This window comes from Bradyrhizobium sp. JYMT SZCCT0428, assembly GCF_018131075.1.
In the GTDB taxonomy this organism is placed as follows: domain Bacteria; phylum Pseudomonadota; class Alphaproteobacteria; order Rhizobiales; family Xanthobacteraceae; genus Bradyrhizobium.
This window is the reverse complement of sequence record NZ_JAFCLS010000004.1, coordinates 150000-172059: the sequence shown is the minus strand read 5'-3', so window position 1 is coordinate 172059 and position 22060 is coordinate 150000. Positions and strand designations below refer to the sequence as shown.

At 62.6% G+C, this 22060-nt stretch carries 17 protein-coding genes and 3 tRNA genes; 11 read left to right on the top strand and 9 right to left on the bottom strand.

Annotated elements, in window-relative coordinates; translation table 11 throughout:
• The first annotated feature begins 65 nt into the window (after positions 1-65).
• Entirely contained in the window at positions 66-2372 is a 2307-nt protein-coding gene (locus tag JQ575_RS05790; RefSeq protein ID WP_249166457.1) for a PAS domain-containing sensor histidine kinase, read from the top strand.
• A 53-nt stretch (positions 2373-2425) separates the two neighbouring features.
• The gene (locus tag JQ575_RS05785; RefSeq protein ID WP_249166456.1) at positions 2426-3004 is read left to right on the top strand and encodes a RidA family protein; all 579 of its coding nucleotides are present in this window, start codon (positions 2426-2428) and stop codon (positions 3002-3004) included.
• Between the two features lie 113 nt (positions 3005-3117).
• On the opposite strand, the gene glnA is transcribed toward JQ575_RS05785, so the two are convergent.
• Complete coding sequence (gene glnA / locus JQ575_RS05780; protein ID WP_212032283.1) at positions 3118-4527, bottom strand: type I glutamate--ammonia ligase; 1410 nt, start codon at positions 4525-4527, stop codon at positions 3118-3120.
• 155 nt (positions 4528-4682) lie between these two features.
• Complete coding sequence (locus JQ575_RS05775) at positions 4683-5021, bottom strand: P-II family nitrogen regulator (protein WP_027537227.1); 339 nt, start codon at positions 5019-5021, stop codon at positions 4683-4685.
• A gap of 352 nt (positions 5022-5373) precedes the next feature.
• Here JQ575_RS05775 and JQ575_RS05770 point away from each other — a divergent pair, with 352 nt between their 5' ends.
• Positions 5374-6873: an NAD(P)H-hydrate dehydratase gene (locus tag JQ575_RS05770; protein WP_212032282.1), complete on the top strand. Its 1500-nt coding sequence runs from the start codon at positions 5374-5376 to the stop codon at positions 6871-6873.
• Between the two features lie 93 nt (positions 6874-6966).
• Here JQ575_RS05770 and JQ575_RS05765 read toward each other — a convergent pair whose 3' ends face one another.
• Entirely contained in the window at positions 6967-8049 is a 1083-nt protein-coding gene (locus tag JQ575_RS05765) for an enolase C-terminal domain-like protein (RefSeq protein WP_212032281.1), read from the bottom strand.
• A 10-nt stretch (positions 8050-8059) separates the two neighbouring features.
• Positions 8060-9388: a multicopper oxidase family protein gene (locus JQ575_RS05760; RefSeq protein WP_212032280.1), complete on the bottom strand. Its 1329-nt coding sequence runs from the start codon at positions 9386-9388 to the stop codon at positions 8060-8062.
• A gap of 137 nt (positions 9389-9525) precedes the next feature.
• Here JQ575_RS05760 and JQ575_RS05755 point away from each other — a divergent pair.
• The 7 genes from JQ575_RS05755 (at position 9526) to JQ575_RS05725 (ending at position 17600) form a co-directional block, all read left to right on the top strand.
• A tRNA-Leu gene (locus JQ575_RS05755) sits at positions 9526-9610 on the top strand.
• A 164-nt stretch (positions 9611-9774) separates the two neighbouring features.
• Entirely contained in the window at positions 9775-11136 is a 1362-nt protein-coding gene (gene tig, locus JQ575_RS05750; protein ID WP_212032279.1) for a trigger factor, read from the top strand.
• A 250-nt stretch (positions 11137-11386) separates the two neighbouring features.
• Positions 11387-12022: an ATP-dependent Clp protease proteolytic subunit gene (locus tag JQ575_RS05745; protein WP_212032278.1), complete on the top strand. Its 636-nt coding sequence runs from the start codon at positions 11387-11389 to the stop codon at positions 12020-12022.
• Between the two features lie 429 nt (positions 12023-12451).
• Complete coding sequence (gene clpX, locus JQ575_RS05740) at positions 12452-13726, top strand: ATP-dependent Clp protease ATP-binding subunit ClpX (protein ID WP_027537232.1); 1275 nt, start codon at positions 12452-12454, stop codon at positions 13724-13726.
• Positions 13727-14048: 322 nt separating this feature from the next.
• The gene (lon, locus tag JQ575_RS05735) at positions 14049-16472 is read left to right on the top strand and encodes an endopeptidase La (RefSeq protein ID WP_212032277.1); all 2424 of its coding nucleotides are present in this window, start codon (positions 14049-14051) and stop codon (positions 16470-16472) included.
• A gap of 109 nt (positions 16473-16581) precedes the next feature.
• A tRNA-Val gene (locus tag JQ575_RS05730) sits at positions 16582-16658 on the top strand.
• An 81-nt stretch (positions 16659-16739) separates the two neighbouring features.
• Complete coding sequence (locus JQ575_RS05725; protein WP_212032276.1) at positions 16740-17600, top strand: class I SAM-dependent methyltransferase; 861 nt, start codon at positions 16740-16742, stop codon at positions 17598-17600.
• A 352-nt stretch (positions 17601-17952) separates the two neighbouring features.
• Here the strand turns inward: JQ575_RS05725 and pepT are convergent, their stop codons facing one another.
• Together pepT and JQ575_RS05715 are read right to left on the bottom strand one after the other, a co-directional pair.
• Complete coding sequence (gene pepT / locus JQ575_RS05720) at positions 17953-19209, bottom strand: peptidase T (protein ID WP_212032275.1); 1257 nt, start codon at positions 19207-19209, stop codon at positions 17953-17955.
• Between the two features lie 106 nt (positions 19210-19315).
• A complete protein-coding gene (locus JQ575_RS05715) occupies positions 19316-19615 on the bottom strand; it encodes an HU family DNA-binding protein (protein WP_209848615.1) in 300 nt (99 codons plus the stop codon).
• 227 nt (positions 19616-19842) lie between these two features.
• Between JQ575_RS05715 and JQ575_RS05710 the strand changes: the two genes are divergently transcribed.
• Positions 19843-19919 (top strand) — tRNA-Asp (locus JQ575_RS05710).
• Between the two features lie 42 nt (positions 19920-19961).
• Here the strand turns inward: JQ575_RS05710 and JQ575_RS05705 are convergent.
• The 3 genes from JQ575_RS05705 to JQ575_RS05695 all read right to left on the bottom strand — a co-directional run bounded on the left by JQ575_RS05705 (position 19962) and on the right by JQ575_RS05695 (position 22053).
• Positions 19962-20270, bottom strand: coding sequence for a hypothetical protein (locus tag JQ575_RS05705; protein ID WP_212032274.1), 309 nt, complete (start codon positions 20268-20270; stop codon positions 19962-19964).
• A gap of 5 nt (positions 20271-20275) precedes the next feature.
• Complete coding sequence (locus tag JQ575_RS05700) at positions 20276-21676, bottom strand: hypothetical protein (protein ID WP_212032273.1); 1401 nt, start codon at positions 21674-21676, stop codon at positions 20276-20278.
• A gap of 188 nt (positions 21677-21864) precedes the next feature.
• Complete coding sequence (locus JQ575_RS05695; RefSeq protein WP_212032272.1) at positions 21865-22053, bottom strand: hypothetical protein; 189 nt, start codon at positions 22051-22053, stop codon at positions 21865-21867.
• Positions 22054-22060 lie beyond the last annotated feature (7 nt).

Genomic DNA, 22060 nt, shown 5'->3' with positions numbered 1-22060 from the left:
GTTATCATTTCCTGGGCGGTTTCTCTGGCGGTTTTCTTAGCGATTTTATTGGGCAGTTGGTCGTCATGACTTTGAGGAGCCGCCTTGCGTTCGCGATGGTGTTCCTGGTCGTGGGCACCATTTGCGCACTTGCTGTGTTCGGTGATGGTTTCGGCCGCGCGACGCTGGTCGTCGGGGCGATCGCGATTTTGCTCGCGCTGGTGCTTGCGGCCGCCATCGCGGGCTCGCTGTCCCGGCAGCTGACCCAAATGACCCGGGCGGTCGAAGGGCTGTCGCGCGGCAAGCCGGTTGCGATGCCTGCCGAAGGTAGCCGGGAGATGGCCCCGCTATCAGCGGCGTTCGCCGAATTGTCGGGCCAGCTCGGCGCCAGGCCAAACCTGCTGGAAAACACGGTCGAAAGCATCCGCGATTGCGTTGTCGTGGCCGACGAGAATGCGGTGGTCGTCGTTGCCAACGGCGCAGCCCGCCAGCTGCTGGGTGTGGACCGCGGCTTCGACAGCCTGGCGGGGGTAAGAAAATTCGCCTGTTTCCTTTCGGACGGCACCACGCCACTGCCGATCCCGGATTCGCCGCTGGCGCGGGCGCTGCGCGGCGAACATGTCGATGATTTCGAACTCATGGTGCAGCCCGAAGGGTCCCGCGCAAAAGCGTACATCGTCGCCAACGCCCGGCCGTTGCGCGACGAACGCGGCAGGCTTTGCGGGGCGGTGACCGTGCTCCGCGACGTCACCGAACAAAAGCGCGCCCTGCAGGCCCTGGTCGACAGCGAACAGATGGCGCAGACCATCGTGAGCACCGCGCTCGACGCCTTCGTCCAGACCGACGAAAACGGCTTCGTTCTCGAATGGAGTCCGCAGGCCGAAGCCTTGACCGGGTGGACGCGGGCGGAGACGGTTGGTGTGAAGCTGGTCGAACTGGTGTTTCCCGAACACCTTCGCGCGGCGCACCGGCAGCGGATCGCCCAATTCCTGCGTGAGACCGCCGGTGGCGCCATGGGCATGCGCTATGAGGCGCCGGCGCTGCATCGGGACGGGCACGAGTTTTTTGTTGAAGTGTCGCTCACGGCGCTGCGTCGCGGCGACGGTTACATCATCAACTCTTTTGTCAGGGACGTCACCCAGCGGCGCCTCGCCGAGGAGCAACTGATCCGGGCGCAAAAGATGGAGACGGTCGGGCAACTGACCGGAGGCATTGCCCATGACTTCAACAACATGCTCACGGTGATCACGGGCACGATCGAAATTCTGGCCGATGGCGTCAAGGACGTTCCGCACCTGGCATCGATTACCAAGCTGATCAGCGACGCCGCCGACCGCGGTGCAAACCTCACCGCCAGCCTGCTGGCGTTCGCCCGCAAGCAGCCGCTGCAGCCGGCCGAGATCGACGTCAATGATCTCGTTCGCGAAGCCGTTCGATTGCTCGCGCCAACCCTCGGCAAGGATATCGAAATCGAGGCCGCCTTGAGCGACGAAGCGTGGCCGGCATTCGTCGACCGCAGCCAGCTTTCCTCCGCGGTCGTCAACCTCGCCATCAACGCCCGGGACGCAATGCCAAACGGTGGAAAGCTGACCATTGCGACCGGCAATATCAGGTTGGGCGTGCCCGAGGCCGTGGTCCGCGGCGTCGAACGCGCCGGCGATTATGTCGCCGTCGAAGTAAGCGACACCGGCACCGGGATTCCGCAGCGTATTCTCGACAAGATATTTGAACCGTTCTTTTCCACCAAGGAGGTTGGCCAGGGAACCGGGCTCGGCCTCAGCATGGTGTTCGGCTTCGCCAAGCAGTCGGGCGGAAGCGTCGACGTGCGCAGCGAGGAGGGAAGCGGCACGACGTTCACGATCTATCTCCCGAAAGCCGACACCAGTGCGCTCCAGCCATCGGCACAGGACGAGGATTCGCCTGTGCAGGGCGGCAGCGAAACGCTCCTGTGCGTCGAGGACGACCGCAAGATCCGCGACTATGTGACGATGCAACTCGAGAGCCTCGGCTACAAGGTGATCGTGGCCTCGAATGCCGACGAGGCCCTCGCCATCGTCAATCGGGGCGCGGCGTTCGATCTGCTCTTCACCGACGTCGTGATGCCCGGCAGCATGAACGGCAGGCAACTGGCCGAAACGCTGATGGCCCGCCGGCCGTCGCTCCGGGTGCTCTTCACCTCCGGCTACAGCGACGGCGCGCTGCCGCTGAAAAACCGCGCAGGCCACGGGATTCCGCTTTTGACCAAGCCTTATCGGCGCGCGGAGCTGGCGCGAACGTTGCGCCGTTGTCTTGATATTGCGGTCGATCCGGCCGGCGATCCGATACCGACGCCTTATTCCGTGCAGCCGGAGCTCGAGCGTTTCCTGCGCAAGTATCCGCCGAAGGAGGGATAGGGTGGGGCGAGGCGGCGGTCTCGTCGTCCGCTCTGTCGGTCCTGTCGGAGATCATGTCGATGAACGACAAAGAAATTCTGCTCGCGATCCAGAAGCTGCTGGACGGCAAGCAATGGCACACCGAGACGGTCGATCAGATCGCCATGATCGTGGAGCGCGCCGGCTACCCCATCCGCACCTGGGGTGAAACGCCTTTTCCGGCCTGTCCCGAGCCAGCTGCAGCAGGTAGCCACATGAAATCCCGCGTCGAGACGCTCACGCCACCGAACACGCCGAAGCCGATCGGCCCTTACAATCATATCGCCAAGGTCGGCCAACACATCTCGATTGGGGGTACGGCCGGTGTCGATCCGGCGACAGGACAATTGGCCGGTGCCGATGTCGGCGCCCAGACACGGCAAATCCTGAAGTCGTTCGTGGTTATGCTTGAAGCTGTCGGGTCCGACCTCAGCCATGTCACGCACATCAATATCTTCCTGCAGCAGATGTCCGACTTCGAGGCGATGAACGGGGCCTATGTCGAGATCATGGGGGACCTCAGACCCGCGCGCACAGTGATTGCAGTGCAGGAACTTCCCAAGCCCGGCGCGTTGCTGACGATGAATCTCACCGCCGTGACGAGGGAGGGATGATCCTGCGTTCTGTGCACTGGTGTTCATATGTGTTCAAAAACAAAAGGCGCCCCGTTGGGGGCGCCTTTCGCATTTGTGGACCGTGATATCAGCGGCGCGAACGCCGCGAAAAATCACAGCGAATAATACATGTCGAATTCGACCGGATGCGGGGTCATCTCGAAGCGCTCGACTTCGGTCATCTTCAGCTCGATGTAGCTGTCGATGAAGTCGTCGTCGAACACGCCGCCGTTCTTGAGGAACGCGCGGTCCTTGTCGAGGTTTTCCAGCGCCTCGCGGAGCGAACCGCACACCGTCGGGATCTGCTTCAGCTCTTCCTTCGGCAGGTCGTAGAGGTCCTTGTCCATCGCCGGACCCGGATCGAGCTTGTTCTTGATGCCGTCGAGGCCGGCCATCAGCATCGCGGCGAAGCCGAGATACGGATTGGCCATCGGGTCGGGGAAACGCACCTCGACGCGCTTGGCCTTCGGGTTGGCGGTGTAGGGGATACGGCAGGAGGCCGAACGGTTGCGCGCGGAGTAGGCGAGCAGCACGGGCGCTTCATAACCGGGGACCAGACGCTTGTAGGAGTTGGTCGACGGGTTGGTGAAGGCGTTGATCGCCTTGGCGTGCTTGATGATGCCGCCGATGTAGTGGAGGCAGGTCTCCGAGAGGTCGGCGTATTTGTTGCCGGCGAACACCGGCTTGCCGCCCTTCCAGATCGACTGGTGGACATGCATGCCCGAACCGTTGTCGCCATAGATCGGCTTCGGCATGAAGGTAGCGGTCTTGCCGTAGATGTGCGCGACCTGATGGATGCAATATTTGTAGATCTGCATCTGGTCGGCCATCAGCGTCAGCGTGTCGAACTTCATGCCGAGCTCGTGCTGGGCGGAAGCGACTTCGTGGTGATGCTTCTCGACCTTGACGCCCATCTTGGCCATCGCGCCGAGCATTTCCGAGCGCATGTCCTGCACCGAATCCTGCGGCGGGACCGGGAAGTAGCCGCCCTTGGTGCGGATGCGGTGACCGAGATTGCCGCCTTCATATTCGGTGTCCGAATTGGTCGGCAGTTCGGAGGAGTCGAGCTTGAAGCCGGTGTTGTAGGGCGTGGACGAAAAGCGCACGTCGTCGAATACGAAGAACTCGGCTTCCGGTCCGACGAACACGGTGTCGCCGACGCCCATCGACTTGACCATCGCCTCGGCCTTCTTGGCCATGCCGCGCGGGTCGCGGTTGTAAGGCTCGCCGGTGGTCGGCTCGAGCACGTCGCAGGTGATGACCATGGTGGTTTCGGCGAAGAACGGATCGATCGTCGCGGTGACCGGATCGGGCATCAGGCACATGTCGGATTCGTTGATCGCCTTCCAGCCGGCAATCGACGAGCCGTCGAACATGGTGCCTTCGGCAAAGATTTCCTCGTCGATCATGCCGATGTCGAAAGTCACGTGCTGCCACTTGCCGCGCGGGTCGGTGAAGCGCAGGTCGACGTATTTCACGTCGTTGTCCTTGATCGATTTCAGGACGTCTTTGGCGGTCTTCATGAATACCCCTTTTGGTTTCCAGGACTCTGCGACAACGACATTTTCGCCAACAACACGCACGCACACAAAAGTGGTGAGATATCGCAAACGAAATCAGGCCGCCGAAGCAGCCCTTTTCTTGTTTTTCAGTCGCAAAATGCGGGATAGCACCCGGCTTAGATAGCGTCCAGCCCGGATTCTCCGGTTCTGATCCGGATCGCTTCTTCGATGTTGGAGACGAAGATTTTGCCATCGCCGATGCGGCCGGTCTGGGCGGCGCGGCGGATCGCGTCGATGGCTTTCTCGACCAGTTCGTCTGATATCACGATCTCGATTTTGACCTTGGGCAGGAAGTCCACGATGTATTCCGCACCGCGATACAGTTCGGCGTGACCTTTTTGCCGGCCGAAACCCTTGGCCTCGGTCACGGTGATGCCCTGCAGTCCGACCTCCTGAAGCGCCTCTTTCACCTCGTCGAGCTTGAACGGCTTGATGATGGCTTCGATTTTTTTCACTGAGCGCCTCCCGGGCATTACAAATTGCAGCAGATAGTTTCGATGTCGCGCGTGGCGCTGTCTGGTCGTCGATCCCCTGATCAGGGCCCGAAACGCTCGCAATTGCCGCGAACGACGACGGCCCTGAACCGGCTTCCCCAAAAGCAGGGTCTATGCCAAGTTGTTAATGCGCCTGATTTTGGAATGTTATCAGACTTTTAACGGGCAATCGGCAGAGGTCGAACCGGACACTGCATGATACCCAAGCCTACCAAATAGGCAAACCGATCAATTGGTATGCAGCTATTGGAAAATTGGCTGCGGCCGGTATCGGAAATGCCTCCGGAAAAGGCTGATAGATCGAGGATTCGGCATGGAAGTTCTGACCACCACTGAGATGGAGCGTGCCGACCGAATGACCATTGCCTCCGGCACGCCCGGCTTCGCGCTGATGATGAGCGCGGGCCAGGCCGTTGCCGAAGCCGCCATGGAACTGGTCGAGGAGGGTCCAATCGTGGTGGTTGCCGGCCGCGGCAACAATGGCGGCGACGGGTTTGTTGCTGCGGCCGAACTTGCCGCGCGCGGCCGCGAGGTTTCGGTGATCCTGCTCTGCGAGCGGGACAGTCTGACGGGCGACGCGGCACTCGCGGCGAAGGGGTGGAAATACCCGGTGCTTCCGTTCAATCCGCAGGCGATCGGGAAGCCTGCGCTGATCATCGATGCGCTGCTCGGCGCCGGTCTCAACCGTCCCGTGAAAGGCGATCCGCTTGAGATGATCGAGGCGATCAACGCCAACAGCGCGCCCGTCCTCGCCGTCGATCTGCCGAGCGGTATCAACGGCACCACCGGCGCCGTGATGGACGTTGCGATCAACGCCGTCGAGACCGTGACCTTCTTCCGCAAGAAGCCGGCGCATCTGTTGCTGCCCGGGCGGATGCATTGCGGCCGCGTCCGCGTCGCCGACATCGGCATCGATGCGCATGTGCTGGGCGAAATCCAGCCGCAGACAACGGAAAACGTCCCGCAGGCCTGGCAGGGATGCTTTCCGGTGCCGCGTATCGATGGCCACAAATATGCGCGCGGTCACGCCGTCGTCGTGTCGGGCGACATGGCCTCGACGGGTGCGGCGCGGCTGGCGGCGCGCGCCGCGCTGCGGGCCGGCGCCGGCCTGGTCACGCTGGCCTCACCGCGCGAGGCGCTGGCGGTCAATGCTTCGGCCCTGACCGCGGTGATGATCCGCGCGGTCGATAGCGCGGTCGAATTCGCTGATATGCTAAACGACAAGCGGCTCAATGCCTGCGTGATCGGGCCGGGCGCCGGAATCAGCGCGCGCACGCGCGATCTCGTCCACACCGCCTTGTCTGCAAAACGTCACCTCGTGCTCGATGCCGACGCGCTGACGAGCTTTGCGCAAGAACCGGAGCGTCTGTTTGAATCGATCAAGGCGTCCAATGATCCGCAGGTCGTGCTGACCCCGCACGAGGGCGAGTTTCCGCGGCTGTTCAGCGACATCAGCAACAAGCATCCGGGCCGCTCCAAACTCGAACGGGTGCGGGACGCCGCCTTACGCTCCGGCGCGGTGGTGCTGCTGAAGGGGCCGGATACGGTGGTGGCGTCGCCCGATGGTCGCGCCAGTATCGCCGCCAACGCGCCGCCCTGGCTCGCGACCGCCGGCGCCGGCGACGTGCTGGCGGGGATCATCGCAGGGCTGTTGGCCCAGGGCGTGCCGGCCTTCGAGGCCGCCAGCATCGGCGTCTGGATGCACGGCGAGGGCGCCCGCGAGGCGGGACCCGGCCTGATCGCGGAAGATTTGACCGAAGTGCTGCCCGCGGTGTTCCGGCGGCTCTATGACGAGTTCGGTATTGAGTATTAGTTGGTAGGATGGGTGGAGCGAAGCGATACCCATCGTCTTCGCGGTTGCAGGCATTGATGGGTATCGCTTCGCTCCACCCATCCTACGACTTCGTCACATCTGATATTTCGCCACCGCCGCCTCGTTCCATTCCAGGCCCAGGCCGGGACCTCGCGCGGTGAGCGTGCCGTCGATGATCTCGGCGGGATGGACGAGAATGACGCGGGCGAAATCGAGGAATTCGAGCCAATGCGCTGAGGGCGTCACCGCCAGCATGTGGGCGCTGGCCTCGGCGAACAGATGGCTCGACACCGGAATGTTGGCGGCTTCCGCTTGGGCTGCGACCTGAAGCCAGCCTGTGACGCCGCCGCATTTCATCAGGTCGGGCATGATGAAGTCGCTGGCACCGGCTGCGATGGCCTCGGCAAAGCCGCGCGGGAACCACCAGTTCTCGCCGGCCTGGATCGGCGTCGGCGACGTTTCACGCACCTTGGCATGGCCCAACAGATTTTCCTGCGGCACCGGCTCTTCGATCCAGTGCAGGTCGTAAGGCGCCAGGCGCGCGATGCGCCGGGTGGCTTCCGCAGGATCGAGCGACTGGTTGAAGTCGATCATCAACGCGATGTCCGGGCCGAGCAAAGCGCGCACGCCCTTGACCACCCGCTCGTCATTGGCGGCGTCGCCATCGCCGCCCTTGATCTTGATGCCGCGAAAACCCTGCTCCAGCGAACGGCGCAGCGCCTTCTCGTCCGCGATCGGATCAACCACGCCATAGCTGTCATAGGCCTTGATCGGCCGCGGCGCGCCACCGAGCAGCTCGGCCAATGGCCGACCGGCAATCTGGCCGAGCGCGTCCCAATAGGCCATGTCGAGCCCGGACACCGCCATGCCGACGAGACCCTGCCAGCCGAGCAGGCGGAATTTTGCATCCATCGCCTTCATCAGATCAAACGGCGCAACCGGCTTGCCGACGAGTTCGCGCCCGATCTCCTCGATCAGTGCTACCAGCGGCTTCACCGTCAGTTTGGCGTAGGCAAAGATGTAGGAGCGTCCGGTAACGCCTTGATCGGTCGCGACATCGATCAGCACCATCGGCGCGGCATCGATCGTTGAGAAAGCGGTCTTCACCGGCCGCGCGATCGGGACTACGAGGCCGCGGGCGGTGACGCTGCGAATGGCGGGAACGGATGCGCTCATGCCGGTCTCCTCACTCTACACTGTACCATCGCACCAGGCGGGGGGCGGCCCAATCGGTCGCGACGGATTCGATCAGCCAGCGTCCGGCATATTCGGCGACGAAGGCGATGCGTTGGGTTTGGCCGGGTTCGATGGCCAGCGTATCCAGCCAGAACGGCTTCCAGCCGTCATCGAGCCGGTCGAGCAGCCGGAAATGATGGCCGTGGAGATGGAATACGGTTGGGATGGCGCCGCGGTTGCTCAGGGCCAGCACAACGGTGCGTCCCGCTTTGGTACGGAACGCGGGCGCGGCGGTCGCCGCGAAGTTCGCCGGCGGCACCCAGTCGCCTTGCGGCCCGCCAAGGATCAATTCGGCCCGGGTTGCGCCCTTGAGGGCGAGGCGCTCCGGAAGGCCGTTGGAGGGTAGCGGCGGGGCCGGGGAAAGCGGGGCGGCACGAACCGCCGGTTCGCCCGAGACGATCAGTCTGCCGATGGGGCGGGCCTCCTTGCCGTCATGGACCAGAATCGCTGCGGTGGTCCCGGCGGGCGCCGTCACATCGATGAAGGCATCGACACGGCCGCCGGGGGGCAGCACCAGCGCGCCGTTGCGGGCCTGGAACGGCTCGGAGGGCTGGCCGTCGATCGCCATGACGCGGACGTCGATATTCTCGATTTTGGCCGCAATAACAGACCGCTGGCAGCCATTAATGAAGCGAATCCTGATCCGTTCATTGGTTCGCGCTGTAATATCGAGCGAAAGCCGGCCGTTGGCCGTCAAGACCGTTGCGGCATCCTTGGGGTCTAACCCGGGCGCGATCGCGGTTCCATCCGGGCGCAGCCGCCAATCCTCGACCAGAAACACCTCGTCGCGATCAACGGCGAGCGTCTCACCTTCCCGGACCACCAATGCGCGAGCCCGCGATGGCCGTGCCTGGCCGTCGCCGAGAAGGGTCAGATCACACAGCAATGTTCCGGCATGTCGCAGCGGCAGTTGCAGGCTTTCCTTCGCGCCGGCCGCGAGCGGCGCGCGGGCCGTCAGCGATTCGACGCTCGCGGCCCCGTCGAGCCCCCGCCAATTGAGGGCAACGGGCTGCGGCAGCTCATTGGCGAGTGTGACTTCAACGGTATCGCCGCGCTTGAATCTCATTTCCGAACCGGCGAGTGACCAAACCGGCGTTTCCGGCGCCCCTGGCCGAAGCGCAACGACATCGGCTTTGGCTTGCAGCGCCAGCGCGGCGCGGCCTTGAGCAGAGCCAATGGCGGGCCATATCGGGAGCAGGGCGGCAGCGCCCAGTCCGGCCATCAGCTCGCGTCGGTGCAGCAGGGATTTGGGGCTTGCCATGAGACCGATGCGGACCATTTTCTGAAGGTCCTGTCCAGCTGTGACGCCTTGCCTCGGGCGGCGTTCAAAAAGCGCCATTTTTTTGCTGCGGACCGGTGGGCGCATGTTATAAGCCCGCCGCTCGCGGCATCGCGGCCGGACTGGATGCTTTTTACGCGGGCGTGGCGGAACTGGTAGACGCGCTGGATTTAGGTTCCAGTGACGAAAGTTGTGGGGGTTCGAGTCCCTCCGCCCGCACCAAGCGCTCTATTCAAGCGTTTGCATGACGAATACTGGAGGGCCTGTTTCCCCGGTTGGGGAGTTGGGTCAGCCGAACCACCGGCGCAGGCTTTAAGGGCCCTGTGTCGACCCAATTGACAATGTCGGGGCCACGCGCCCTGCCGAAACGGAAGAAGATTGACGCCATGCAGGTCACCGAAACCCTCGTCGAGGGATTGAAGCACGAGTTCAAGATCAGCGTTCCCGCATCGGATCTCGATGCCAAGGCCGGCGCCAAGCTCATCGACCTCAAGGACAAGGTGAAGCTCAACGGCTTCCGTCCCGGCAAGGTGCCGGTGAGCCATCTGAAGAAGGTCTATGGCCGTTCTGTCATGGCCGAGACCATCGACCAGACCATCCGCGACACCAACACGCAGATATTCACCGATCGCGGCTTCCGCCTTGCGACCGAACCGAAGATCACGATGCCGACCGAGGAAAAAGAGGTCGAGGAGCTCCTCGCCGGCAAGAGCGATCTCACATACACGGTGGCGATCGAGGTGGTGCCGACGATCCAGCTCGCCGACTTCAAGAGCTTTACCGTCGAGAAGCCGGTCGTCGACGTGTCCGACAGCGATGTCGATGACGCCATCAAGCGCATCGCCGACCAGAGCCGCCCCTATAACGCCAAGAGCGATGGCGCCAAGGCCGAGAACGGCGATCGCGTCACCATCAACTTCACCGGCCGTATCGACGGTACGCCGTTCGAGGGTGGTACCGGCGAGGGCATCCAGGTCGTGATCGGCACCGGCCAGTTCATTCCGGGCTTTGAAGAGCAGTTGATCGGCATCGGCGCGGGCGAGACCCGCACGCTGAAGGTTTCCTTCCCGAAGAACTACGCGAGCGAAAAACTCGCCGGCCAGCCCGCCGAGTTCGAAACCACCGCCACCGCCATTGAAGCTCCCGGCGAGACCACCGTCGATGACGAGTTCGCCAAGACGCTCGGTCTCGAATCGCTGGACAAGCTGAAGGAAGCCGCGCGCGAGCGCCTGGTTTCTGAATTTGCCGGTGCGACGCGCCAGCGCGTCAAGCGCGCGCTGCTCGACCGTCTCGACGAGAGCCACAAGTTCGAAGCGCCGCCGTCGCTTATCGCCGAAGAGTTCAATCTGATGTGGAACTCGATCAAGGCGGAGATGGAATCGAGCGGCAAGACCTTTGCCGACGAGAACACCACCGAGGACGCCGCCAAGGAAGAATACCAGAAGATCGCTGACCGCCGGGTCCGCCTCGGCCTCGTGCTGTCGGAGATCGGCGAGAAGAACAAGATCACCGTCACCGACGACGAAGTCAGCCGCGCCGTGATCGAGCGGGCGCGGTCGATGCCGGGCCGCGAGAAGGAAGTCTGGGACTACTATCGCAACAATGCCAATGCGCTGGCCCAGCTTCGTGCGCCGATTTATGAAGACAAGGTGGTCGATTTCATCCTCGAACTCGCCAATGTGACCGAAAAGAAGGTTTCGCGCGAAGACTTGTTCAAGGATGAGGACGCTGAGAAAACTGCCGCTTAATCCCGGCACCTGATGTTAATGATGAACGGCAAAAGCGGCGGGGCTCCGGCATCCGTCGCTATGAGTTCGCCTGCGAATCAGTTTGAACTCGTCTAACCCAGCTCGTCATTGCCCGGCCTTGTCGCCGGGGAATTGGCTCATATCTGTGAGTTCTGTCCTCGAAGTCCTGCATCACGGGACGTTCGTCCACTTCAGGCAAATCAGCTGGTTGCCGATGGATGTTCGCCCCAGCCAACCCTTTAGGTGATTCATGCGCGATCCCGTTGAAACCTACATGAACCTTGTTCCGATGGTGGTCGAGCAGACCAACCGCGGTGAACGCGCTTACGACATTTTCTCGCGCCTGCTGAAGGAGCGCATCATCTTCCTGACCGGGCCGGTCGAAGACGGCATGTCGACGCTGGTCGTCGCTCAGCTTCTGTTCCTCGAAGCCGAGAATCCGAAGAAGGAAATCTCGATGTACATCAACTCGCCCGGCGGCGTGGTGACATCGGGTCTGGCGATCTACGACACTATGCAGTTCATCCGCCCGCCGGTGACGACGCTGTGCACCGGGCAGGCGGCGTCGATGGGATCGCTGCTGCTGGCGGCGGGCCACAAGGACATGCGTTTCTCGCTGCCGAATTCGCGCATCATGGTGCATCAACCCTCCGGCGGCTTCCAGGGCCAGGCCACCGACATCATGCTGCACGCGCAGGAGATCCTGAATCTCAAGAAGCGGCTCAACGAGATCTACGTGAAGCACACCGGCCAGACCTACAAGGCGATCGAGGAAGCGCTGGAGCGCGACAAGTTCCTGACCGCCGACATGGCCAGGGACTTCGGTATTGTCGACAAGGTCATGGATAAGCGTCCGGAAGAGCCGGCGATGACCAAGAGCCCGTAAGGTAACGGGTGGAGGTACCCACGCGTTGACCTTGACAGGTGGGCCCAATCGGCAAATTACGCTCTAAGCGGCTCTCTATGCCCGAACGTAGGCAGAAAGTTCCGCTTTCGTGCTGGTCTGGCAGCGTGGTAATCGCGCAACGCTTGGGTGATTTCGGCAACTTCTCCACGTGCGAAGGCCGAAAATCACGGTATTGTCACGGTGTCCGCTCCGTGCCCGGTTAGCGAATTCTTGATAGTCGGGTGTCAGCATGGTTGGCTGTGAGGGATCGGGTAGGATCGCGGGGATTCGAGTAAACCGCGATTCGAACGGCGCGTATTGAGTTAAGGTCTTTTTTGGTACGGAATTTGCTCTATCTACTTTCAGGTCCGGCTTGGTACCGGAATGGGTCGATCGAGTGACGGGATCGAACGGCGGACGGAGAATAGAATGAGTAAGGTCGGCACGAGCGACTCCAAGAACACGCTGTATTGCTCGTTCTGTGGCAAGAGCCAGCATGAGGTCCGCAAACTGATCGCGGGACCCACCGTATTCATCTGCGACGAATGCGTTGAGCTCTGCATGGACATCATCCGTGAGGAGAACAAGTCCTCGCTGGTGAAGTCGCGCGACGGCATTCCGACGCCGAAGGAAATCTGCAAGGTGCTGGACGACTACGTGATCGGCCAGAGCCACGCCAAGAAGGTGCTCTCGGTCGCCGTCCACAATCACTACAAGCGGCTCAATCACCAGACCAAGCACAACGACGTCGAACTCGCGAAGTCGAACATCCTGCTGATCGGTCCGACCGGTTCGGGCAAGACGCTGCTGGCCCAGACGCTGGCGCGGATTCTCGACGTGCCGTTCACGATGGCGGATGCGACCACGCTGACCGAAGCCGGCTATGTCGGTGAGGACGTCGAGAACATCATCCTGAAGCTGCTGCAGTCGGCCGACTACAATGTTGAGCGCGCGCAGCGCGGCATCGTCTATATCGACGAAATCGACAAGATCAGCCGCAAGTCCGACAATCCGTCGATCACCCGCGATGTCTCGGGCGAGGGCGTGCAGCAGGCGCTGTTGAAGATCATGGAAGGCACCGTTGCCTCCGTGCCTCCGCAGGGCGGCCGCAAGCATCCGCAGCAGGAATTCCTGCAGGTCGACACCACGAACATCCTGTTCATCTGCGGCGGCGCCTTCTCCGGGCTGGAGAAGATCATCTCCGCACGCGGCCGTTCGACCTCGATCGGTTTCGCAGCGCAGGTTCTGGCGCCGGAAGACCGCCGCACCGGCGAAATCTTCCGCCATGTCGAGCCGGAAGATCTCTTGAAGTACGGCCTGATCCCGGAATTCGTCGGCCGCTTGCCGGTGGTCGCGACGCTGGAAGATCTCGATGAGGCTTCGCTGAAGAAGATCCTGACCGATCCGAAGAACGCGCTGGTCAAGCAGTACCAGCGGCTGTTCGAAATGGAGAATATCGAACTCACCTTCGCCGACGAGGCGCTCGGCGCGGTCGCCCGCAAGGCGATCGAGCGCAAGACCGGCGCGCGTGGCTTGCGTTCGATCCTCGAAAGCATCCTGCTCGAGACCATGTTCGATCTTCCGGGTCTGGAAGGCGTCGAAGAGGTGGTGATCTCGCGCGAAGTGGTCGAGGGAACTGCCCGTCCGCTCTACATCTACGCGGACCGTTCCGACCGTGCCGTCGAGAGCAGCGCCAGCGCCTGATAGGCCCTGGCCGGGGATGGATTTCTGTCCCAAACAGGACGGCTGCCGGGACATTCCGGCGGCCGCAGCGGCGTAGTTATTTCGCAGCAGTCCTTCGCGGTTAGCCCCATTTGACGGGCATTTTTCGTGACTTGACACCCCCGTACCCGATAGCCACCTAATGCTGTCGGTGGCGAAGCTCATGCTTGAGATTCGTCGCCAAACGATCCGGAAAAACAGGCTGCGAAGGTGGCTTGCAGCCCCGGAACCTCCCGGCACCTTGTGGCGGTTGCGCACAATGAGCGGACTGCGTGCAAGGGGGCACAACAAAAGGAATTAGGCCATGACTTCAGCCAAACCCCGGCCATCTATCGTCCACGGCGAAAGCCACTCTTATCCGGTGCTGCCGCTCCGCGACATCGTCGTATTCCCGCACATGATCGTGCCTCTGTTCGTCGGCCGCGAGAAGTCGATCCGCGCGCTCGAAGAGGTGATGAAGAACGATGCGCTGATCCTGCTCGCGACGCAGAAGAACGCGTCCGACGATGATCCGAGCCCGGATTCGATCTACGAAGTCGGCACGCTCGCCAGCGTCCTGCAGCTGCTCAAATTGCCCGACGGCACCGTGAAGGTGCTGGTCGAAGGCTTGGAGCGCGCACGCGTCCAGAAATATTCCGACCGCAGCGAATATTACGAAGCAACCGCCGTTGCGCTCGCCGATACCGATGCGACCTCCGTCGAGGCCGAGGCGCTCGCGCGTTCGGTGGTGTCCGACTTCGAAAGCTATGTGAAGCTGAACAAGAAGATCTCCGCCGAAGTCGTCGGCGTGGTTCAGGCGATCACTGATTTCGCCAAGCTGAGCGATCAGGTCGCCCAGCATCTCGCCGTCAAGATCGCCGATCGCCAGGGCATCCTGGAGACGCTGTCCGTCACGCAGCGCCTGGAGAAGGTGCTGGGCCTGATGGAGAGCGAGATCTCGGTGCTGCAGGTCGAGAAGCGCATCCGCTCGCGCGTCAAGCGCCAGATGGAGAAGACCCAGCGCGAGTATTACCTGAACGAGCAGATGAAGGCGATCCAGAAGGAACTCGGCGACGACGAGGGTCGCGACGAGCTTGCCGATCTGGAAGAGAAGATTGCCAAGACCAAGCTCTCCAAGGAAGCGCGGGAGAAGGCGCAGCACGAGCTGAAGAAGCTGCGCCAGATGTCGCCGATGTCCGCGGAAGCCACCGTCGTGCGCAACTATCTCGACTGGCTGCTGTCGATTCCGTGGAACAAGAAGTCCAAGGTCAAGAAGGACCTGGTGGCCGCGCAGGCGGTGCTGGACAGCGACCATTACGGGCTCGAGAAGGTCAAGGACCGGATCGTCGAGTATCTCGCCGTGCAGTCGCGCGCCAACAAGCTGACCGGCCCCATTCTGTGTCTGGTCGGACCTCCCGGCGTCGGCAAGACCTCGCTCGGCAAGTCGATCGCGAAGGCGACCGGCCGCGAGTTCGTTCGCGTGTCGCTTGGCGGCGTGCGCGACGAGGCCGAGATCCGCGGTCATCGCCGCACCTATATCGGCTCGATGCCCGGCAAGATCATTCAGTCGATGCGAAAGGCGAAGTCCTCGAATCCGCTGTTCCTGCTCGACGAAATCGACAAGATGGGCGCCGATTTCCGCGGCGATCCGTCGTCGGCGCTGCTTGAGGTGCTGGATCCGGAGCAGAACGGCACGTTCGCCGACCACTATCTGGAGGTCGATTACGATCTGTCGAACGTCATGTTCATCACGACCGCGAATACGCTGAATATTCCCGGACCGCTGATGGACCGCATGGAGATCATCCGGATCGCCGGCTATACCGAGAACGAGAAGGTCGAGATCGCGCGCAAGCATCTGATCCCGAACGCCATCTCCAAGCATGGCCTCGATTCCAAGGAATGGTCGATCGACGACGATGCGCTGCTCTTGATGATCCGCCGCTACACCCGCGAGGCGGGCGTGCGTAACCTGGAGCGTGAGCTCTCCACACTCGCCCGCAAGGCGGTGAAGGAGCTGATGATCTCCAAGAAGAAGTCGGTCAAGGTCACCGAGAAGTCCCTCGAGGAATTCCTCGGTGTGCCGAAGTACCGCTACGGCGAGATCGAGAGCGAGCCTCAGGTCGGCATCGTGACGGGCCTGGCCTGGACCGATGTCGGTGGCGAGCTGCTCACCATCGAAGGCGTCATGATGCCCGGCAAGGGCAAGATGACGGTGACGGGCAATCTGCGCGACGTCATGAAGGAGTCGATCTCGGCGGCGGCGTCCTATGTCCGCTCGCGGGCGATCAACTACGGCATCGAGCCGCCGATGTTCGACCGGCGCGACATCCACGTCCACGTGCCGGAGGGGGCAACCCCGAAGGATGGACCGTCGGCGGGTGTCGCGATGGCGACCGCCATCATCTCCGTCATGACGGGGATTCCGGTCCGGCACGATGTCGCCATGACCGGCGAGATCACGCTGCGCGGCAGGGTGCTGCCGATCGGCGGTTTGAAGGAGAAGCTGCTCGCGGCCGCCCGTGGCGGTATCAAGACGGTGTTCATCCCCGAGGACAACGCCAAGGATCTCACGGAGATTTCCGATGCGATCAAGGGCGGCATGGACATCATCCCGGTCGCCCGGCTTGATGACGTCGTCGCCAAGGCGCTGGTGCGCCCTCCGGTGGCGATCGTCTGGGAAGAAGAGACCAAGGTGCCGGTTAAATCCGACGCCACGGACGAAGCCGGCGGCCTGACGGCCCACTGAGGCCAGACAATGTGACAAAGCGGCGTCCCGTCCCCCCCGGGGCGCCGCTTTTTGTCAGGGCATCCCCGCTTGCGCCAAGGGGCAGGGCGGCGCTAAACAGGCGACTTAAGGGCGGCTAGCTCAGCTGGTTAGAGCATCTCGTTTACACCGAGAGGGTCGGCGGTTCGAATCCGTCGCCGCCTACCAGCCTTCGCGCTTCGCGCTACGGCTGGGCAAGCCAGCCAAGGTGCGAAGCGCGAAGGCGGACCTTCAGAAAGTCTTCCAAACATGACCATCCCCACCGGCCACGAACAAAACGCCGACCAGATCGCCTATTGGAATGGCCCCGCCGGACAGCGCTGGGCTGACCGGCAGCAGGCGCAAGACATCCTGCTCGGACCGGTCGCCGATCTTGTGATTGATCGCGCCAAGCCCAAGCCGGGCGAGCGGGTCATCGATATTGGGTGCGGCAGCGGGGTCACGACGATCGGCTTCGCGCAAAAGGTTGCACCATCAGGTCATGCGCTTGGCGTCGACATATCAGGCCCGATGCTGGCACGGGCGCGGGCGAGTGCGCCGCAGGGTTTGCCGGTTGATTTCGTTCAGGCGGACGCCACCGTCTACCCGTTCGATCCCGCAAGTTTTGATCTTCTGGTCTCGCGCTTCGGGGTGATGTTCTTTGCCGACCCGGTGGTGTCGTTTGCGAACATGCGCAAGGCGCTGAAGCCTTCGGGGCGGCTGGCCTTCGCCTGCTGGCGCGAGCCGCGGGAAAACCCCTGGATGATCGCACCGCTGATGGCGGTCTACAAACACGTGCCGAAGCTGCCGCCGCAGGGGCCGGAAGATCCGGGCCCGTTCGCGTTCGCCTCCGAGGAGCGGGTGCACCGGATTCTCGGCGGCGCCGGCTTCACCGGTATCGCAATGGAGGCATGTCCGCTTTCGATGGATATCGCGATCGGAGGCGGCCTCGATGCGGCGGTGCAGGGCGCCCTCGAAATCGGCCCCACCCATCGGGCGCTCGAAGGCCAGCCGGCCGAACTCCGCGACGCGGCGATCAACTCGCTGCGCGAAGCGCTGGCGCCGCTCGCCAAGGGCAACACCGTGGTGCTTCCGGGTTCGATCTGGATCGTGACTGCGCGGGCTACTTGAGTACCGCTAGCTGTGCCCCGTTCTACTTGCATGGGGTTGTTTTCGCGATTTTGTGTCCGGGCCCTGCGGTTCGCCCGGCTACTCGACCGGCTTGCAATATTCCGTCGCAACCGTTGCCGATTGCCGGGTCTCGGAAACGAAGCAGAAATAGAGCTTTGCGCCTTTGCGCAGGAACAGTCCGGCGCCGCCACTCGGCGGCGCCGAGGTCCCGGAGATTGCGTCCCTGCGCGAGCAGGGAGCTCACGGTGACTTTCTCGGCCGCGGTTTGCGCCAGGGAAGGCGCTGCGCCAAACGCGAACAACGCCAGACAAATCGAATTTCTGATTTTCACACGATCGCTCCCACGCGTCAGCTAGGCCTTTTCTTCCCAGATCATCGCCAGATGCACGATGGTCTGTACGGCTTTTTCCATGTCCTGAACGCTGACCCATTCCAGCCGCGAGTGGAATGCGTGTTCGCCGGCGAAGATGTTGGGGCAGGGCAGCCCCATGAACGACAGCCGTGAGCCGTCGGTGCCGCCGCGGATCGATGAGCGCACCGGCGTCAAGCCGGCGCGGCGGATCGCCTCGATCGCGTAAGTGACGATTTCGGGATGGCGGTCGATCACCTGCTTCATGTTGCGGTACTGGTGCTTGACCTCCATCCGGTAGGTCGAGCGCGGATAATCCTTCATCACGTCCTTGACGATGCCCTCCAGCAGCGCCTCTTTTTCCTTCAGGCCCTCGTCGGTGAAATCGCGCACGATGAAGCCGATAGTCGCTTTCTCCAGCGCGCCGGAAATGCCGATCGGATGCAGGAAACCTTGCTTGCCTTCGGTGGTCTCCGGCGAGCAGGTTTCTTTCGGCAAGCGATCGACGATGGCGGCGGCGATCTTGATCGCGTGCTCCATCTTGCCCTTGGCGAAGCCGGGATGGGTGCTGACGCCCTCGATGGTGATGGTGGCGCCATCGGCCGAAAACGTCTCGTCCTCGATATTCCCCGCGGTCTCGCCGTCCATCGTGTAGGCGACGTCGGCGCCGAGCTTTTTCAGATCGACCTTGTCGACGCCGCGGCCGATTTCTTCATCGGGCGTGAACAGGATCTTGATGGCGCCGTGCTTCACTTGCGGATTGTCGATCAGGAACTGCGCGGCATCCATGATCTCGGCTAGACCGGCCTTGTTGTCGGCACCGAGTAGCGTGGTGCCGTCTGTCGTGACGATGTCATTGCCGATCTGGTCGGCAAGCGCCGGATGATCGGCGAATCGAATCACCTGCGTCGTATCAGCCGGCAGCACGATGTCGCCGCCACGGTAATTGCGCACGATCTGCGGCTTGACGTCCTTGCCACTGCAATCCGGCGAGGTGTCCATGTGCGAGCAGAAGCAGATCACCGGCACCTTCTTGTCTGAATTGGCCGGGATGGTCGCGTAGACATAGCCGTGCTCGTCGAGATGGGCGTCGGAGAGGCCCATTGCCTTGAGTTCGGCAGCAAGCACGCGGCCGAGGTCTTTTTGCTTCTCGGTAGAAGGGCAGGTCGGTGACGCCGGATCCGACTGGGTGTCGATCACGACATAGCGCAGGAAGCGCTTGGTGACACCGTGGGTAAAGGCGAGGGGCGAAGCCAGCATGACAACCACAACAGGATTTGAGAAACGACGGCGCTCTATAACAGAAAAGCGCCATTCCGGGCCCCCGGAACGGCGCTTGAATTTCGGATCGGAAAGCCCGCGTTGCTTAAACGGCTTCCTTGAGTTCCTTGGCCGCGCGGAAGGCAACCTTCTTGCTGGCCTTGATCTGGATGGCTTCGCCGGTGGCGGGGTTGCGGCCCATGCGGGCGGCGCGCTTGCGAACCTGGAGGATGCCGAGACCGACGATGCGGATGCGTTCGCCCTTCTTCAGGTGCTTGGTGATCAGGGCGACCGTGTCGCTCAGGATCGACTCAGCCTGCTTCTTGGACAACTCCTGGTCCTCGGCGATTGCCGCTGCCAGATGCTTCAGCGTGATCGTCGCCGGAGTCGCTGCTTTCTTCGCCATATTCGGCCCTCCCTGGTGATGAATGGCTTTACGGAAACTTAGGCGTATCAGGCCTTAAACGATTCGGGTGGCGGGTGCCTACGCTGTTTTGCCTGCAAATAGGCCGTTATTTGCATCAGCATCGCAAAAAGCCCCATTTGACAAGGGGATTCGCAACGTCCTTGACTAAAACAAGGAGGCCCTTTAAGTCCTCGCTTCTGCGCGGATCAAGACGTGATTACGCATCCGCGGGAGTAGCTCAGTTGGTTAGAGCGCCGCCCTGTCACGGCGGAGGCCGCGGGTTCGAGTCCCGTCTCTCGCGCCAGTCTTTTCAAAGACTTAGTCGCAGTTCCAAAAAATCAAAGTGTCACACGGGGCGGGGTTGTGACACTTTCGGGCGCCCTTTGTTCGGTTCCCGGTTGACCTCTGTCGATTGTTGCTCGCTCATTGCCTCGGCCGCCGGCTGTGACGGCACGCAGCCATAGCCGCCGCAGCTGCGACAGACTGGAATGTCCGTGCCGCAAAAATTGCCGCAAACATTGCCCGGATCGGCCGCGACCGGATCGACGCCGGTCGTGCGACAACGCTTGCACGGCACGCTGGTGACGCCCCTCACATAGCCGAGGCATCGCTCATTGCCCTGGTAGTCGTAGTTGCGCGGCATCGGTTCGGTCATGGCTTCTAACCTCTCGATTTCAACAGCGTCGCGAGCGAGTCCAGCGTAACATTTCCCGACGTCCTTTGTTCGGCCTGTTCGAGCTTTCTGGCGCCGATCGCCCGGGCTTCGTCGAAACGGCGGACGCTCGCTATGTTGACTGGGTTGTAAGCCTTGCGCAGTTGCTTGTTGCGGTCGACGGTGTTGGCCATCTTGTTCGATTGATCCTCGACGCTGCCGCCGCCGGCATCGCCCTCGACGCCGCCGGACCGCCGCATGTCCTGCAGCTGCCGAGCCTCGAGCTCGCCGAACGCGAGCTTGCGCACCTTGCGGAAATCCTGATTGAGCGAACTCTTGGTGTAGGGCCGCGCCTGGATGTGCCGGCCGCCGCCGTGGTCGCCGCCCCATTGTCCCGTCGTGCCTGCACGGCTGACCGGCCGTCCACCGCGCGTCCAGAACAGCGGCGTCGTGTCGAGCAGCTGCAGGCCGAGCTTGCGGAGATACGCGAGCAGGATGGCCTGCGACCACGGCGTCAGCGTCGCTGCAGCAGCACGGCCTGTCTTGGTGCGTGCCAGCGCAAAGTAAATACCGACGTCGTCGACGCGGGCCTGACCTGGCGTCAGCGCGCGGTTGTCGATCGGCGACAACTGGCTGTCCCATGCCACGGCCATCAGCGCCGCGAGGCCGTAGAATTCATGGCGCCATGCGACCTGCACCAGCTTGAGCGTTTCGCGGCGTCGCCAGACTTCGTCGCGCGGCTCGGGCGGCGTGTTGGCAAACGACTTCGCCGGATCCGCATCGAGGCTGCAATATTTCATCGCGGCCATTTTTTTCCACAGCGCGCGCCAGACCTTGATCACCATGTGCCGCTCGGTGATGGACACGGCGGCCTCGATCTCAGGGACAAGGCCCTTGGCCGTGCCGTCGGGATCGAGCCGCAGAAAGTGTTCGGGCTCGATCGTGCGCGGGTCGCAATCGGCGAATTTGGGTTCCAGCCATTTCCATGCGCGGGGCCAGCCGTCGCGCTTTTCCTGTTCCTTGGTCCAGATCACGCCTTTGGCGACGCGGCCGGCCTTGCGCAGCGCCATCGCGCGCTGATAGCCGTCGCCGACGCTGCCGTCCGGATAATGCTTCAGCGTGGTTCTGGCGGGCGCCGCGGCGTGCCCCGACCGTACCATGTCCCATGCGCGGTTGAGTTCGATCGCGCGCTGCTGATCCTCGACGCTGGCTCTTGGGTGACCGTTGGCATCATTCCCTGGTCCGCCCGGGCCCATGGTAACCAGGCCGAAGCCGTAGGCCTTCATGGCTTTGGTCGGACGCCAGCGCCAGCGGCCGTTCAGATAGAGAAAATAGCGAGTTCGGTCCTTGCCCACCTGACCCCCGCGGGACGCAACGATACGCAGAAGCGGGGCCGTTTTAGTGGACACCCAGCTTCTCCCGAGCGTCGCGGAGGCCCGGCTTGGCTGTCAAGGCCGTCTGGCCGGGCTGGGGCGGGTTTTCCTGCGTCAAAACGGTACCGTCGGCCTGAACCCCTACGACATATAGGCCAGCTGCGCGGGCCGCCCTGATGGCCCGTTCAATCGCGCGCTGGGTGTAGGGGTTCTGCCGGTTCATCTCAGCCTGCGCAAATTTGCGCACCCTTCACGATGCGGTCGCCGTCCCTGCTTGCGGCGCCGGCGGCGATCAGCCGGTCGACCACGCGATCGGCGATCCGCTTGGTGCCGAACCGCCAGCCGCCCCTTGGACCTTGTTCGAATGCGCCGAATTCGAGCAGCCGCGCGATCGGCCGGTCGTCGTTTTTCATAGTTACT